The sequence below is a fragment of the Arthrobacter sp. D3-16 genome (assembly GCF_054408515.1).
Genome location: NZ_CP096437.1, coordinates 104886 through 120545 on the forward strand (window position 1 = coordinate 104886; position 15660 = coordinate 120545).

General features: G+C 63.5%; 14 protein-coding genes. 11 read left to right on the forward strand and 3 right to left on the reverse strand.

Translation table 11 applies throughout. The features are described 5' to 3' along the window. Positions 1 to 56: 56 nt before the first annotated feature. On the reverse strand, positions 57 to 1223 hold the full coding sequence (locus M1D32_RS00535; RefSeq protein WP_458780430.1) for an endo-1,4-beta-xylanase: 1167 nt from the start codon (positions 1221 to 1223) through the stop codon (positions 57 to 59). Positions 1224 to 1409: 186 nt separating this feature from the next. Between M1D32_RS00535 and M1D32_RS00540 the strand changes: the two genes are divergently transcribed. The 6 genes from M1D32_RS00540 (at position 1410) to M1D32_RS00565 (ending at position 8388) form a co-directional block, all read left to right on the forward strand. Next, entirely contained in the window at positions 1410 to 2438 is a 1029-nt protein-coding gene (locus M1D32_RS00540) for a LacI family DNA-binding transcriptional regulator (protein ID WP_458780431.1), read from the forward strand. 114 nt (positions 2439 to 2552) lie between these two features. Further along, positions 2553 to 3284: a polysaccharide deacetylase family protein gene (locus tag M1D32_RS00545; protein WP_458780432.1), complete on the forward strand. Its 732-nt coding sequence runs from the start codon at positions 2553 to 2555 to the stop codon at positions 3282 to 3284. Between the two features lie 120 nt (positions 3285 to 3404). Beyond that, complete coding sequence (xylA, locus tag M1D32_RS00550; RefSeq protein ID WP_458780433.1) at positions 3405 to 4592, forward strand: xylose isomerase; 1188 nt, start codon at positions 3405 to 3407, stop codon at positions 4590 to 4592. 271 nt (positions 4593 to 4863) lie between these two features. Then, a complete protein-coding gene (locus M1D32_RS00555) occupies positions 4864 to 5451 on the forward strand; it encodes a hemerythrin domain-containing protein (RefSeq protein WP_458780434.1) in 588 nt (195 codons plus the stop codon). A gap of 103 nt (positions 5452 to 5554) precedes the next feature. Next, positions 5555 to 6913, forward strand: a complete 1359-nt coding sequence (locus tag M1D32_RS00560) for an Nramp family divalent metal transporter (protein WP_458780435.1) — start codon at positions 5555 to 5557, stop codon at positions 6911 to 6913. A 134-nt stretch (positions 6914 to 7047) separates the two neighbouring features. Further along, complete coding sequence (locus M1D32_RS00565; protein WP_458780436.1) at positions 7048 to 8388, forward strand: alpha-amylase family glycosyl hydrolase; 1341 nt, start codon at positions 7048 to 7050, stop codon at positions 8386 to 8388. On the opposite strand, the gene M1D32_RS00570 is transcribed toward M1D32_RS00565, so the two are convergent. Continuing rightward, positions 8385 to 9470: a LacI family DNA-binding transcriptional regulator gene (locus M1D32_RS00570; protein WP_458780437.1), complete on the reverse strand. Its 1086-nt coding sequence runs from the start codon at positions 9468 to 9470 to the stop codon at positions 8385 to 8387. The genes M1D32_RS00565 and M1D32_RS00570 overlap by 4 nt on opposite strands. 165 nt (positions 9471 to 9635) lie before the next feature. On the opposite strand from M1D32_RS00570, the gene M1D32_RS00575 reads away from it, so the two are divergent. The 5 genes from M1D32_RS00575 (at position 9636) to M1D32_RS00595 (ending at position 14457) form a co-directional block, all read left to right on the forward strand. Further along, the gene (locus M1D32_RS00575) at positions 9636 to 10502 is read left to right on the forward strand and encodes an ABC transporter substrate-binding protein (protein ID WP_458780438.1); all 867 of its coding nucleotides are present in this window, start codon (positions 9636 to 9638) and stop codon (positions 10500 to 10502) included. A 39-nt stretch (positions 10503 to 10541) separates the two neighbouring features. Next, entirely contained in the window at positions 10542 to 11330 is a 789-nt protein-coding gene (locus M1D32_RS00580) for an amino acid ABC transporter permease (protein WP_458780048.1), read from the forward strand. Between the two features lie 50 nt (positions 11331 to 11380). Continuing rightward, positions 11381 to 12148: an amino acid ABC transporter ATP-binding protein gene (locus M1D32_RS00585; protein ID WP_458782230.1), complete on the forward strand. Its 768-nt coding sequence runs from the start codon at positions 11381 to 11383 to the stop codon at positions 12146 to 12148. Then, the gene (locus tag M1D32_RS00590; RefSeq protein ID WP_458780439.1) at positions 12148 to 13188 is read left to right on the forward strand and encodes a Gfo/Idh/MocA family protein; all 1041 of its coding nucleotides are present in this window, start codon (positions 12148 to 12150) and stop codon (positions 13186 to 13188) included. Before M1D32_RS00585 ends, M1D32_RS00590 begins: the two co-directional genes overlap by 1 nt. An 84-nt stretch (positions 13189 to 13272) precedes the next feature. Next, entirely contained in the window at positions 13273 to 14457 is a 1185-nt protein-coding gene (locus M1D32_RS00595; protein WP_458780440.1) for an NAD(P)/FAD-dependent oxidoreductase, read from the forward strand. 45 nt (positions 14458 to 14502) lie between these two features. On the opposite strand, the gene M1D32_RS00600 is transcribed toward M1D32_RS00595, so the two are convergent. After that, positions 14503 to 15615, reverse strand: coding sequence for a LacI family DNA-binding transcriptional regulator (locus M1D32_RS00600; protein ID WP_458780441.1), 1113 nt, complete (start codon positions 15613 to 15615; stop codon positions 14503 to 14505). Between the last annotated feature and the right edge of the window lie 45 nt (positions 15616 to 15660).

A 15660-nucleotide genomic window follows, 5' to 3' on the forward strand; every position in this document is an offset into this window, starting at 1 on the left:
GCGGCCCGGAACCATGTGGTTCCGGGCCGCCCCTTTATGAGTAACTGCCGATGGTGTTACTGCTGGTAGGCGGGGTGGTGGCCGGCGCGCTGCTCTCCGCCCGGGTTGGCCTTGAGGAGCGTGGACTGCAGTGCGAAGTACGAAGGCTTGCGCGTGTAGTCCTCCCACATCACCGTTGCCTCGCCCTGGCCGCTGAAGAAGACGGGCACCCATGAGTACTTGTCATTGAAGCCCCAGATGGTGAAGGACTTGCAGTCCTCAACGTTCAGGCAGGCCTCCAGTGCGCGCTGGTAGTAGTCCGCCTGCTTGGCCAGCTGCTCTTCGGTCGGCTTGGTCCCTGCCGCGATGTTCATGCGGACATCGATCTCCGTGACGGCGGTTTCCAGTCCGAGGTCATCGAAGCGCTGAAGGTTCGCCTGCAGGTCGCCGGGGAAACCGTACTGCGTGCTGAGGTGGCCCTGCACGGCGAAGCCGTCCACCTTGACGCCCTCGGCCAGAAGCTTCGAGATGAGTCCGACGTAGGCCGTGCTCTTGGGGTTGATGCTTTCCACGCTGTAATCGTTGAAGAAGAGCTTGGCCTTCGGATCGGCCTCGTGGGCCCACCGGAAGGCGTCAGCAATGATCTCCGGGCCAAGTTCCCGGATCCAGATGTTGTCAGTGGTCCGGAGCGTGCCGTTGTCGTTAAAGATCTCGTTGGCGACATCCCACTGCTGGATTTTCCCGGCATACCGGCCAACAACAGTGGTGATGTGGTCCTTCAGGATGGAACGGAGTTCGTCCTTGCTGAAGTTACCCTGCTCCAGCCAGGCCGGGTTCTGGCTGTGCCAGAACAGCGTGTGGCCGCGGACCACCTGGCCGTTCTGCTGGGCGAACTCGACGATCGCGTCCATTTCCGCGAAACGGTACTGATCCCGCTGGGGGTGGATGAATTCCCACTTCGCCTGGTTCTCCGGCGAGACGGAGCTGAACTCCGAAGCCAGGATGTCACGGTACTGCTGGTCCGAAGTGAAAGGGTTGGCATAGGGCATCGTCTCGTGGTGGCCTCCGCCGGCTACTGCCGTGCCGATCCTGACGTCCTTCGGTGCGGCCCAGCGCAGGGTGTCCTGCTTGTCAAGGCCCGGGGGCTGCGGCTGGTCATTCCCGGCGGCAACTGCAGGCAGTGCCGTGGGGAGGACAAACGCTGACGCCATCACAGCGGCAGCAACCATTTTTGCAACCTTCATTAAAAGCTCTCCTTTGAGTACGAGCCGATCGGGACAGGATTCCGATCGAACCTTTCCGGAAACTTCCGGAACTTGGTCGTTGTAGATTAGGAGCCTTTCGGAGAGTGCGTCAAGGGTTTTGCCGAAAATGCCGTGGCCGGCGGCTTGGCAGGAAGGCCTATACTGGCAGCGACCCAGGAGGAATGCGTGCCCGAGAGCCAGCGCCCGGCAGTCACGATTTCGGCCATTGCTGCCGAAGCGGGGGTGTCAGTGCCAACCGTTTCCCGCGTGCTCAACGGCAGGGGCGATGTTTCCGCGCGGACCCGCGAGCGGGTGGAAGCCCTGCTGCGGGACCACGGCTACCAGCGGCGGGGAGCCCGTCCGGATGTCCGCTCAGGCCTTATCGACCTCGTTTTCAACGACTTGGACAGCCCCTGGGCGGTGGAAATCATCCGTGGCGTGGAGGAAGCCGCCAACGAGGCGGGGGCATCGACCGTAGTGTCGGCGATCCACCGCAAAACAAGTTCCACCCCCACCCGGCAGTGGCTGGATAACGTCAGTGCCAGGGCTAGTGACGGAGCCATCCTTGTCACCACGGACCTCGATTCCTTCCTGCGGGCCGAACTGCAGCGCCTGCATGTCCCCGCAGTTGTGGTCGACCCCGCCGGCGTGCCGGACTTGGACGTGCCGACGATAGGTGCCACCAACTGGACTGGAGCGGTCGGCGCCACCGAGCACCTCACTGGACTTGGTCACCGGCGGGTCGGATTCGTTGCCGGCACACCGGGCCTGTGGTGCAGCCGGGCCCGCCTGGACGGTTACCGCGCGGGCCTTGACGCGGCCGGCATCCCCTTTGATCCGAACCTGGTGGTGGAGGGGGACTTCGATTACCAGTCCGGTTTCCGCGCGGGGTGCAGGTTGCTCGAGCTGGACCACCCGCCGTCTGCCGTTTTCGCCGCGAGTGACCAGATGGCCCTCGGAGTGTATGAGGCAGTGCGAAAGAAGGGGCTGCGGGTGCCCGAGGATATCAGCGTCGTTGGCTTTGATGACCTTCCGGAAGCCCGCTGGGCGTCTCCTCCCCTGACCACCGTCCGGCAACCGCTGGCGGAGATGGGCAAACTCGCCGCGCGTACCGTGCTTCGGATGCTGCAGGGTGAAGGCGTTGCCAGCCCCCGTGTTGAGCTCTCCACCAGGCTTGTTGCCAGGGAGAGTACCGCTGCGCCCCGCAGCGGCTGATTCCTGCGCTCCAATTCCTCCGTTGCGCACCCTTGACGTGGCACAGAGCGCAGACCTACGCTGGGCGCGTTCCGGAAATTACCGGAAAGACTCCGTGACTCCAACGAGGTAGACATGAATCTCCCAGTTAACCGCCCGTCATTTCTGCGTCAGGCGGTGCTGCCTTTCGCTGCCACTGTTCTGGCACTCGGTGCTGCCGTCCCGGCAGGCCTCGCCGGTGCGGCTCCCGCCCAAGCGGACCAGGCGACCCCGGCAATCGTCGATTCAACCAGGCATGAGGGCAAGTACCTAAGCCTGACGTTCGACGACGGTCCCGATCCTGTCACCACCCCAAAGCTGCTGGCCGTGCTGGAGAAACACCACGTCAAGGCCACCTTTTGCCTGTGGGGAGACCACGTGAAGCAACACCCCGAGATCGTCCGGCAGATCGCGGACGCCGGCCACCTGCTCTGCAACCACACAATGCATCACGACAACATGGGCGGCTGGAGCCCCGAGGCCATCAGGGCCGATCTTGAAGAGACGAGTGCCGTTATCCGCGAGGCCGTTCCTGAAGCAAAGATCAGTTACTTCCGCGCTCCCTATGGGAGCTGGGGACAAACTCCGGAGGTGGCCGCAAGCATGGGCATGCAGCCCCTTGGCTGGGCCACGGTGGTGGGTGACTGGGATCCGCCGGGAACTGAGGAACTCGTTCGCCGCATCAGGGAGGGCATCACGCCCGGAGGGGTGGTGCTCCTGCATGACGGTGGCGGGGACAGGAGCCAGACGGTGGAAGCGGTGGACCAGATCATTCCGGAACTGCGGTCCGAGGGCTGGCGCTTCGACAGGCCTGCCCGTCGCGGCTGAACTCCTCATCGGGCGCAATCTGTCACCGGCTCCCTTGACGGGGCGGCGCCGCAATAATATAGTTCAATTCATAAACTAATTGGCTGTTCGGGCCATACTCTTTGACTGCAAGGACGCATCATGACTCTTTCCCCGACGCCCGCTGATAAGTTCACTTTTGGTCTTTGGACTGTTGGCTGGACCGGTGCTGACCCGTTTGGTGTTGCTACCCGTGCTGCGCTGGATCTGGTGGAGGCGGTGCACCGGCTCGCGGAGCTGGGCGCGTACGGCATCACCTTCCATGACAATGACCTGGTTCCGTTTGAGGCCACGGCCTCGGAGCGGGAGCTGATCCTGAAGAACTTCAAGGCGGCCCTGGCCGAGACCGGGTTGAAGGTCCCGATGGTGACCACCAACCTGTTCAGCCACCCGGTGTTCAAGGACGGCGGGTTCACCTCCAATGACCGTTCGATCCGCCGTTTTGCCCTGTCCAAGGTCCTGCGGAACATTGATTCCGCTGCCGAGTTCGGCGCCGAAACCTTTGTGATGTGGGGCGGGCGTGAGGGCAGCGAATACGACGGGTCCAAGGACCTGTCCGCGGCCCTGGACCGGATGCGCGAGGGCGTGGACACCGCCGCGGCATACATCAAGGACAAGGGCTACAACCTGCGGATCGCGCTGGAGCCCAAGCCCAACGAACCCCGCGGCGATATCTTCCTGCCCACCGTCGGGCACGGCCTGGCGTTCATCGCCCAGCTCGAACACGGCGACATCGTGGGCTTGAACCCCGAAACCGGGCACGAGCAGATGGCCGGGCTGAACTTCACCCACGGCATCGCCCAGGCCCTGTGGGCCGGCAAGCTGTTCCACATCGACCTCAACGGCCAGCGCGGGATCAAGTACGACCAGGACCTCGTCTTCGGCCACGGCGACCTCACCAGCGCGTTCTTCACCGTTGACCTGCTCGAAAACGGCTTCCCCAACGGCGGCCCCCGCTACGAAGGCCCGCGGCACTTCGACTACAAGCCCTCCCGCACCGAGGGCTACGACGGCGTCTGGGAATCGGCCAAAGCCAACATGGCCATGTACCTGCTCCTGAAAGAACGCGCACTGGCCTTCCGCGCCGACCCCCAGGTCCAGGAAGCCCTCGCCGCCTCCGGCGTCTTCGAACTCGGCGAAACCACCCTCGCCGCCGGCGAAACCGCCACCGACCTGCTCAACGACACCACCGCGTTCGAGGACTTCGACGCCGACAAAGCAGCCGAACGCTCCTTCGCCTTCGTCCGCCTCAACCAGCTCGCCATCGAACACCTCCTCAACGCACGCTAGGCAGGTCCTTCGGTCACTGCCGGCCGGCCCCTTCAGCAGCCGCTCCACCGGGCGGGCGCTGAAGGGGCCGGCGCTGTTTGACCTGTATCTGAGCCCGCGCCTGATACGCCCGGTTATGGGACCGCCTTATCCAGGGGTTGGCGGCGCGGGCGGGTGAGCCCTTTCCTGCCGGAGGCACAGTGAATTTTCACCTATGGATCGTGTTGTTGCAGCGTGGTATTTTGACCCTCTTACGTCGCTTACCGGAAGCGATCCAGGAGGAGGCCAGCTCATGAGTGATACCAATTCCGCCGGAACGAACGTGGACGTCGTGGACATCCTGACCAGCGATCACCAGGAGATGATTGCACTGATCGGGCAGATCCACGGCACGGCCGATGGAACCCAGCGCAGGGATCTCGCGGACACCCTGATCGCGGAAATAATGCGTCATGCTGTTGCCGAGGAAATGTACGTCTACCCAGCCATTGAAGACCACGTGCCCAACGGTAAAGAGGAAGTCGAACACGACAAAAAGGAGCACGACGACATCGTCAAGCTCATGAAGCGGCTGGAAAAAGAGGAGCCTTCAGGCCCGGGGTTCATGGAACTGGTCCAGGAGCTCGAGGCGCAACTGACCCATCACGCCGGCGACGAGGAGACCGAACAGTTTCCCAAGCTCCGCCTTCACATCCCGGCTGAAAAACTCGTGGAACTGGGACAAAAAGTAGAGAAAGCGAAAAAGCTGGCACCCACCCGGCCACACCCGAGCGCACCGCATTCGGAGCTGTTCCACAAAACGGTGGGACCGGGTGTCGGCATGGTGGACCGGCTCCTGGACAAGCTCACTCATCGGCAGACTGGCTCGAAGGACGACTGACAGGCTGCTTATGGCTTTCGGGGCGGGTTGCCTTGGTGGTGACGCTACTCGCGCGTAGGTTGGCAGGAGTTCTTTGTCTACCAGCCGACACCGAGGAGGAGTCATGAGCGACGGCGCCATGGACAGCACCGGCCCAACGAACCGGCCGGCAACGGCCGCACAGCAGCAGGATGCATCAAAGGCCGGCCATGCCGACCGGATTGATGACGACGGCGGCCGTCCCGCCAAATGGCGCATTATCGGGCCCGGCCTGGTGGTGGCAGCCACCGGCGTGGGCGCTGCTGACATGGTGGCCACATTGGTGGCGGGCTCCCGGTACGGTTATGGCCTGTTCTGGGCTGTCATCGTTGGCGTGGTCCTGAAGATCATCCTCGTTGAAGGGGCCGGGCGCTACACGCTGGCAACCGGAAAGACGATCTTCGAGGGATGGCGTTCCCTCGGCAAGTGGACCACGTGGTACTTCGGGCCCTACATCATGATCTGGGGCTTCGTCTACGGAGCCACTGCCATGTCGTCGGCGGCCCTGCCGCTCGCGGCCGTGTTCCCGATCCTGCCGCTGTGGGCGTGGGCCATCCTGATGGGCCTGGCCGGTTTCGCAATGGTGTGGTGGGGCAAGTACGCCACCTTCGAGAAGATCACTGCCGTGCTGGTGGGCATGATGTTCGTGACCGTGGTGGGGCTGGCCGTCATTGCCGCCCCAAACATCCCGGAAATGCTCACCGGCCTGATCCCGATGATCCCCTCAACCGACGGCGGCATCTTCTATACGCTCGCGCTGGCGGGCGGCGTGGGCGGAACCATCACGCTCGCTGCCTATGGATACTGGCTCCGCGAAAAGGGCTGGTACACCCCCAAGTGGATGAAGGTCATGCGGATCGACAACTCCATGGCCTACGTGATGACCGGGATCTTTGTGATCGCCATGCTCATCGTGGGTGCCGAAGTCGTACGCTCTGCCGGTGTTTCCCTCAGTGCCAGCGATGAAGGGCTGCTGGATCTCTACGACGTCCTGAAAGCGGAGTACGGCGACGTCGTGGGAACCGGCTTCCTCGTCGGTTTCTGGGCCGCTTCCTTCTCCTCCATTATCGGCGTCTGGAATGGCGTATCCCTGATGTTCGCCGACTTCTGGGGCAACATGCGGGGCAAGGAATCCGGACACCCCGATACGCGGGTGGGCGGTAAATACTTCAAGTTCTACATCCTGTGGCTTACTTTCCCGCCCATGATCCTCTTCGCCCTGGGCCAGCCCATCGGCCTGATCCTGCTCTACGGTGCCTTGGGTTCGCTGTTTATGCCGTTCCTGGCGCTGACCCTGCTCGGGCTGCTCAACGGCAGGCGGATTCCCAAGGCCTGGGCCAACAAGCTGCACTCCAACATCGCGCTGGGAGTTTGCGCCCTGCTGTTTGTCGTCCTGGGCATCCGCCAGTTCTGGACTTCCCTTTCGCCCCTTTTCGGCGGGTAGGGGAGGCCGGGCAGTGAGAGAGGGTTGCCCGAAAAGCCGCATCGAGTGAGAGAGGGTTGCCTTTCGGAGTGTGTTCCCCGTCCCGGTGGCTGGCAAGGGTATGTTGGGGTGCCTGGACGAAGGGTGGATGACTTATGACCGAGCCATATTGGGTGGAGCACGCTATCTGGTGGCATGTCTATCCCCTTGGCTTCGTGGGGGCGGAGACTGCAGCGCCGGCGCCCGATCTGCCGGTCTCACACAGGTTGTCCGACCTGAAGGGCTGGCTTGACTACGTTGTGGACCTCGGCGTTTCCGGCCTCGCCCTTGGTCCCGTTTTCGCCTCGGAGACGCATGGGTATGACACCACCGACTACTACCGGATTGATCCCCGGCTTGGTGATGAGGCTGACTTCGATGAGCTGATCGTGCAGGCCCATGCCCGTGGCCTCAGGGTTCTGCTTGACGGGGTTTTCAACCACACGGGGCGCAGCTTTGGTCCGTTCCAGCAGGTCCTGCAGGACGGACCGGGCACCCCAACCGAAGGCTGGTTCCGCTTGACCTGGCCGGAAGGTGCATGGCCGCCCGGTTCCGAGCCCGGGTACGAGGACTTTGAAGGCCACCACCACCTGGTTGCCCTTAATCATGGCGAGCCCGAAGTTGCCTCCTTCGTCGCCCGTGTCATGAAGCATTGGCTTGCACGCGGGGCAGACGGATGGCGGTTGGACGCCGCTTACGCCGTGCCGTCAACATTTTGGCAGCGGGTGCTGGGCGATGTGCGCGCCGAATATCCGCAGGCGTATTTCGTGGGCGAGTACATTCACGGCGATTATGCGCGCGCGGTCAACGCTGGTTCCTTGGATTCGGTGACGCAATATGAGCTGTGGAAGGCCATCTGGAGCTCATTCAACGACGCAAACTTCTATGAACTTGCCGCCGCCCTGGACCGCCACAACGGATTTCTTGAGGCCTTCGCGCCGCTGACGTTTGCAGGAAACCATGACGTGACCCGCCTGGCGAGCAAGCTGAAAAACCCCGATCAACTGCCCTTGGCCCTTGTGGTCCTCCTGACCCTTGGCGGAACGCCGTCCATCTACTATGGCGACGAGCAGGCCTTCCGCGGCATCAAGGAGGACCGGGCCGGGGGTGACGACGCCGTCCGGCCTTCCTTTCCTGCCACGCCGTCAGACCTTGCCAAGGCCGGCTGGCCGGTCTACCACCTTCACAGGGAACTGATCGGACTGCGCCGCCGGCACCCGTGGCTGCACAGGGCCCGTACCGAAGTGCTCACGCTCAGCAATGAACATCTCGTGTACCGGGCAGGCGCCGGCGGTTCTGCAATCACCGTCGCGCTGAATATGTCCGCCCAAACGGCGGCACTGCCCCTTCCTTCGCCTGCCGGCGCCGTTCTGGCGGGCAACGGGGAACTTCTCCCCGAAGGGCCCGCTGTGAGGCTGCCCGCCAGCGGCTGGGCCGTTCTGGGGCGCGCTGATTAAGAACCCGTTGCGGACGGCACCTTGGCCGGCCCCACTGAACGTCGTCGTATCAGGCGCGCTTCAAGGGCGGGCGCGGTGCCGGATGCTTTCCGTCCTTCAATCTGCCGTATCAACGCGGTGGCGGCGGCGACGCCCATGTCATAAACCGGTTGGGCAATCACTGTCAGGGGCGGCGTAGTGAGGCGTGTCCATGCGAAATCGTCATACATCAGGAATGAGACGTCCCCGGGGATCGCGAGTTCAAGTTCGTGGATGGCCGCCAGGACGCTGAGGGCGATGAGTCCATCTGAAGCCACCACCACCGTCGCCGGGTCGGGCAGGAAGAGGAGTTCACGCGTGATGTTTCGAATGGAGTCGGCATCGCCGGCATTGAGGCGCACCAGGTCGTGGGGAAAAACCACTCCTTTTTCTGAAAACGCCCGCCCCATCCCGTCCAGGCGCTCGGAAATCTGTGAGGAATCCACCTGCGTCGCCGCGCTGAACGGCGAGTCAGACTTCAACGTGGTGATGAAGGCAATCCTGCGGTGCCCGGCGTCCAGCAGGTACTTCGTGGCCTCGTAGGAGATACCGGCCATATTAACGGCCACGGTTTCTACCGCGAGTCCGTTGGCCGCCCGGTCAAGCAGGACCAGAGGCCGTCCCGACTCGTAAACGCGCTGTAAATGTTCCGTTTCGGTTGAGGAGGCAGGAGCCACTATGAGGCCGTCCACCCGCTTGTCCAGCAGTACCTGGACGGCGTCGACTTCCGCGGCTTGTTCCTCGTCGGTGTTGACCAGGATGACGTTGAAGCCGCTCTTCTTGGCGGTGTCGGTGATGCCCCTGGTGGCCAGGCCAAAGTGGGGGTTTTCGATGTCGCCCACCACCACGCCGATGGTGTTCGACTTCCCCGTGTTCATGCTCCGGGCAAGCTCATTTGGGCGGTAGGAGAGCTCCTCGGCAGCAGCCAAAACACGCTCCCGGACATCGTCGCTGACGGCCCCGTAGTTTCCCAGGGCACGTGCTGCCTGGGCCTTGGATACCTGCGCGGCCTTGGCGACGTCGGCGACTGTGACGTCGCGCCGCCTGGAACTGTTGCTGCTCATTACTGCCTTTCCAAAGGGGCCTTGACGGCCGATGTGGCTTGAGTTACATTTTTACCAACCCCAATGTGAGTCCGGTCTCAACCCTAGCTCTTGAGACCGGACTCAGCAAGCAATACCAACCGAAGGCCCGCAGGGCCACCCGTGCTTCCCACGATAGGAAATACATTGAGCACACGATTCAACTTCCGTCCGGCGGCCATAGTCGCTGCCGCCGTCGCGGCTCTCCTGGCACTGTCCGGCTGCGGGGGGTCAACTCCCGCCCAGTCGTCCGCTGATAATCCGTATGGGTTGATTGAGGCCGGTACTGTCCGGGTTGCGAGCCTGGGCGATTCGAAGCCTTATACGTTCACTGATGCGCAGGGTAATTTCACCGGTTTTGATGTTGAGCTGTTCAAGGACGTAGCGAAGCGGGCCGGGGTGGACAATGTCGTCTTCACGGGCCAGGATTTCTCCGCGATCCTGCCGGCGGTGGCGAACGGCCAGTTCGATGTGGGTGTGGCGGCGATCGGGATCACCGAAAAGCGCAAGGAAACCGTTGATTTCTCCAACGGCTACCTGGCCGGTTACCTGACGGTGCTGACCACGAAGGATTCCGGCATCCAGGACGCCGATGGCCTCTCCGGCAAGCGGTTGGGCGTGGTGCAGGGAACGCTGCAGGAAGCCTACGCGGTGAAGAACTTCACCACCGCGAACCTGGTCCGGTTCCCGGATAACAACTCCGCGATCGCGGCCGTGAACAGCGGCTCGGCGGACGCGCACTTCCTGGATTACGAAGCAGCGAAGGACTACACCGAACAGCACGGCCTGGTCAGTGTCGCGGACATCCCCTCGTTTGATGCCCCGGCCGGTTTCGCCCTGGCCAAGGACAAGACCGCGTTGAAGGAGGCCCTGAACAAGGCCCTGGCCGAGGCCATGGAAGACGGGACCTGGAAGACGCTGTACCAGAAGTGGTTCCCGGGCTCGCCGATGCCCGAGCAGTACCTGCCCAAGGCCGAGCAGACCTCCACCCCGGCAGCAACGGCCAGCAAGTAAACGCCCGGATTTTTTAGCCAACTACGTCTGAGAGCAACCATGGACTGGTTCAACACCATCATCCGCACTTTCTTTGACTTCAAGGCCATGGCCGAAGTCTTCCCGCAACTCCTCGGAGTCGGGCTCCTGAACACCCTGATCATCTCTGTCGCGGCCACCATCCTGGGCGTGTTCATGGGCATGGTGATCGCCGTGATGGGCATCTCCCCGTCCAAATGGCTGCGCGTCCCGGCCCGGATCTACACCGACCTGTTCCGCGGCCTGCCCGCGATCCTGACCATCCTGCTGATCGGCCAGGGCTTCGCCCGGCTCAGCCAGTCCATCTTCGGGCCCTCCCCCTACCCGCTGGGGATCATCGCGCTGAGCCTGATCGCCAGCGCCTACATCGGCGAGATCTTCCGCGCCGGCATCCAAAGCGTGGACAAAGGCCAGGGCGAGGCCTGCCGCGCCCTGGGCATGAGCTACAGCAAATCCATGGCCCTGGTCGTCATCCCCCAAGGCATCCGCCGCGTCCTGCCGGCCCTGGTGAACCAGTTCATCGCCATCGTCAAGGACTCCTCGCTCGTGTACTTCCTGGGCCTGCTGGTCACCGAACGCGAACTCTTCCGCGTCGGCCAGGACGCCGCAGTCCTCTCAGGCAACCTCTCCCCGCTGGTCATGGCCGGGCTCTTCTACCTCGTCATCACCGTGCCCCTGACCCACCTGGTCAACTACTTCGACAACAGGTTCCGCACCGGCCGGCGCCGCCCCGCCGCCCCCACCAGCGGCCTGAAGGAAGTCAAAGAACTCGACGCATCCTCGCCTCTGATCACCGGGAGCAACACATGAACCTCACCAGCAACACCACACCCAACACCTCACACAACACGACCCCAGCCATGACCGCACGTAAGACCACCGCCCCGGACATCGAGACGTTCCACGGCTCCAGCCTGGAACTGCAGAACCTCACCATGGCCTACGGCGACATCGAGGTCCTGCGCAACGTGAACCTCACCGTCAAACCCGGCACCACCACCTGCATCATCGGGCCCTCCGGCTCGGGCAAGTCCACCCTCCTGCGCGGCGTCAACCGCCTGCACGAACCCAAAAGCGGGGACGTGCTCCTCGCCGGCGAAAGCGCCCTTAAAGTCAACCCCGACATCCTGCGCGCCCGGATCGGCATGGTCTTCCAGCACTTCAACCTCTTCCCGGACCACACCGCCCTGGAAAACGTGGCCCTGGCCCTGTGGAGCGTGAAGAAAATGCCCAAAGCCGAAGCACGCGAACACGCCCGCCGCCGCCTGGCAGAAGTAGGCCTGGCCGAACGCGCCGACCACCGCCCCCGGGACCTCTCCGGCGGACAACAACAACGCGTCGCGATCGCCCGGGCCCTGGCCATGGAACCGGAAGTCATGCTCTTCGACGAAGCCACCAGCGCCCTGGACCCCGAACTCGTCAAAGGCGTCCTGAACCTCATGGCAGGACTGGGCCGCCGCGGCATGACCATGCTCGTCGTCACCCACGAAATGGGCTTCGCCCGCAAAGTCGCCGACCAGGTCGTCTTCATGGACGAAGGCGAAGTCGTCGAAGCCGGCACCCCCGCCGACCTCTTCGACAACCCCAAAAGCGAACGCCTCCAACGCTTCCTCTCAGAGGTCCTGTGATGGGGACAGCAAGGAGCGCGCCCATCCGTACCGCCGTCGTCGGATTCGGAATCTCCGGCAAAGTCTTCCACGCGCCCCTCATCGCAGCGGACCCCGGCTACTCACTGGACGTCATCGTTACAGCGGATCCAGCCCGCGCTGCGGAGGCGGGCAGGCTTTACCCCCAAGCCCGGGTGGTTCCGACTCCGGAGGACCTGTTCGCCCTCTCCGGCGATCTTGACCTGGTAATCCTCGGAACCCCGCCGCTCACCCACTTCGACCTTGCCTCGACAGCGATGGCCCAAGGTCTCCATGTGGTCGTGGACAAGCCGTTCGTCACCACATCGGCTCAAGGCGAAGGCCTCATTTCACGGGCGGCTGAAGCCGGTGTCCAGCTCACAGTCTTCCAAAACCGCCGATGGGATGCGGATTTCCTGACGCTCAAGAAGCTGTTGCGGGAAGGCGCGCTGGGCGAGGTCCGCAGCTTCGAGTCCCGCTTCGAATGGTGGCGGCCCGAGGGCTTCGGTAACTGGCGCGACACCGCTCCCCTGGCCGAAGGCGGTGGAATCCTCCACGACCTCGGCGCCCACCTGATCGACCAGGCCGTCCAACTGTTCGGTGCGGTCGAACAAAGCTACGGCGAAACGGCAAAGAACGGCCATCCGGACGGAGCTGACACGGAGGCCTTTGTGTCACTGCTCCATGAATCCGGTGTCCGTTCCAGGCTCTGGATGAACGGCATGGCAGCGCAGGTGGGCCCGCGTTTCCACGTGCTGGGTTCCAAGGCGGGCTACACCAAATGGGGCTTGGACGGCCAGGAACCTGCCCTTGCAGCGGGCATGTCCCCGCTCGACCCCTCGTATGGCGTGGAGCGCCAGGACGCTTGGGGGGTCCTGGGCATCGACGGTTCCACCACGAGCGTTCCCGCCGAAACCGGCGCCTACCCGCAGTTCTACTCAGAACTGGCCGCAGCCCTTCGCGGCGAGGGCACCCTGCCGGTCAACCCTGCCCAGTCCCTTGAAGTCCTCCGGATCATCGAAAAAATTCACGCCTTCGCCTAGTTGAAGGCGAACCGAGCGGCCAGGGGCATGCCATGGCAACCCTGCACCCATCAGCGTCTCAAACACACCCAGAAAGGGAGAACCATGTCCTCCACAACTCCAGCCAAACACGTCATCGTCATCGGCGGCGGCATCCTCGGCGCAGCGACGTCAATGCACCTCGCACGGGGCGGCGCGCAGGTAACACTTGTGACAGCCGGGCCGCTGGCGAGCGGGGCGTCGAGCCGCTCGATCGCATGGCTGAACTCCTCGGGTGCCCGTTCCGCCGAATACCACTACCTGCGGATGCTTGCGATCGACCGATACCGCACGTGGACCGCGCACCACCCCGAGAGCCGCGGCTACATCCGGTTCGACGGCGCCATGAAATGGGCAGGCCCCGGTGAAACCTTCAGTGACACCTTCGCTTTCGAGCGTTCAACCGGGTACGACTCCGTCTGGATCGACCGTGAGGACGTGCCCCGGATGGCACCGGACGTGAACGCGGATGCGGTGGCCGAAGAAGGGGCCATTTACAACCCGGGTGAAGGCTGGGTGAACATGCCGGACTTCATCCCTGCCCTGGCGGCTGAAGCGGCGGCGGGCGGCGCGCGCATCATCGAGCACGCGGGCGACGTGCGCGTTGACGTGCAGGACGGGGCCGCGGCGGGCGTGATCCTGGGAGACGGGACCCGGGTGGCCGCCGATCACGTAGTGCTCGCCACCGGCGGTGATGTTCCGGCCCAGCTTGCGGCTCTGGGCGTAACGGTCCCGGATGCCACGCCTGCAGCCTTCGTGCTGTTCACCGATCCGATCGACATCAAGGTCACAACGGTGCTGAACACCCCGCGCGTCGCGGTGCGGCCCACACCCGACGGCCGGCTCGTACTTGATGCCGATTGGGCAGAGCAGTCAGTGATTGTCGAGGACGACGGTTCGTTCACGGTACCCGATGCGTCGGTGCAGGGTCTGCTCGACGAGGCATCGAGAGTGCTCGCCGGGAACCCCCGGCTGACCGCGCAGCGTGTGGGGGCAGGACTGAAACCCATTCCGGGTGACGGCGAACCTGTGGTGGGCCCGGTGCCTTCAATCCCGGGACTGTACACGGTGTTTACCCACTCGGGCGCAACGCTCGGGCTCATCCTGGGCGAACTCCTCGCCGAGGAGGTCCTCACCGGAACCCCGTCTCCGGTGCTGAAGTCCTTCCGCCTCGACCGCTTCGATACCGGGGTGGCCGCGCCGGAAACTGTGAGCACGGGCGCCTGGGCACCCGTGCACCAGCAGAACTAGCACAGCGGGAAAGTGGTGGACCTGCCGGCTCACCACTTTCCCGCCTTAGTTACGGTGATTGCCTGCCTGGTCCAGGGGAGGGCCCACCGAGTCCCGGATATTGAGCCGGGCTTCCAGGACGTTATGCTTCGCGACTGATGTCTCGCCGGCGATCCTGGCAAGGAGAAGCTCCGCTGCCATTGAGCCGATGCGGTGCACTGGCTGGTGCACTGATGTTATGGCCGGTTGCATAAACGTCATCCAGTCGAGGTCATCGAAGCAGACGACGGAAAGTTGGTCGGGAACCTTGATTTTGAGGTCGGCGATGGCCTGCATGAGTCCCTGGGACATGGTTCCGTCGGCCGTGAAGACTGCGGTTGGCCGTTGGCTGGACTCAAGCAATCCGATGGCCTCGTGACGTGCGGCATCTGAGGAGTAGGCTCCAGCGCGGCGGATCAGTTGGGGCTGCACGGGGATGCCGGCGTCCCGGTGGGCGTCGAGGTATCCGAGCAGCCGCTGCCAGCTTGGATAGAGCGTTTGCGCGGTCACGGGGGAAATGGCTGTCTGGGTGACAAAGTCCTCCAGGCTGCCATTTTGGGTTTGCTCGAGTTCAGCGATGATTCCTATGTGCCGGTGACCTGCTTTCAGCAGGTGGGCTACTGCGTCACGGGCGGAACCCCGATTGTCCACTGTCACTGAGTCTGCCGCCAGGTCGTAGGCTGCCCGGTCTATTTGGACTATGGGACAGCCTCCGGCGATGAGGCTGCGGAGATGTTCGGATCCTTGGACGTCGCAGGGGGTGATGATGAGCCCGTCGACGCGTTTTTCGAGGAGAAGCTGAACGGCTTCCTTTTCACGTTCAAGGTTTTCATCACTGTTCGTGAGGATCACGCCGAAGCCGCGTGACCTTGCTACGTCGCCTATCCCTCGCAGAACCCGGGCGTAAAACGCGTTGTCGATATCAGCGGCGACTACGCCAATGGTTTGACTCCGGCCCGTGACAAGGCTTCGGGCGAGCATGTTCGGCTTGTAGCCCAGTTTCCGGGCCGCTGCGTGAACCCTGGCCGCGACATCATCGCTGGCATAGCCGTAACCGCCGAGGGCCCGCCCGGCTGTAGCCGTGCTGACGCCGGCCTCAGCTGCGACCTGGGTAATGGTGATCCTGGGCGGTGGCGGCATGGGAGTCTTTCCGTGATCGGGAAGGTTCCGGGGCGCCTGGGCGCA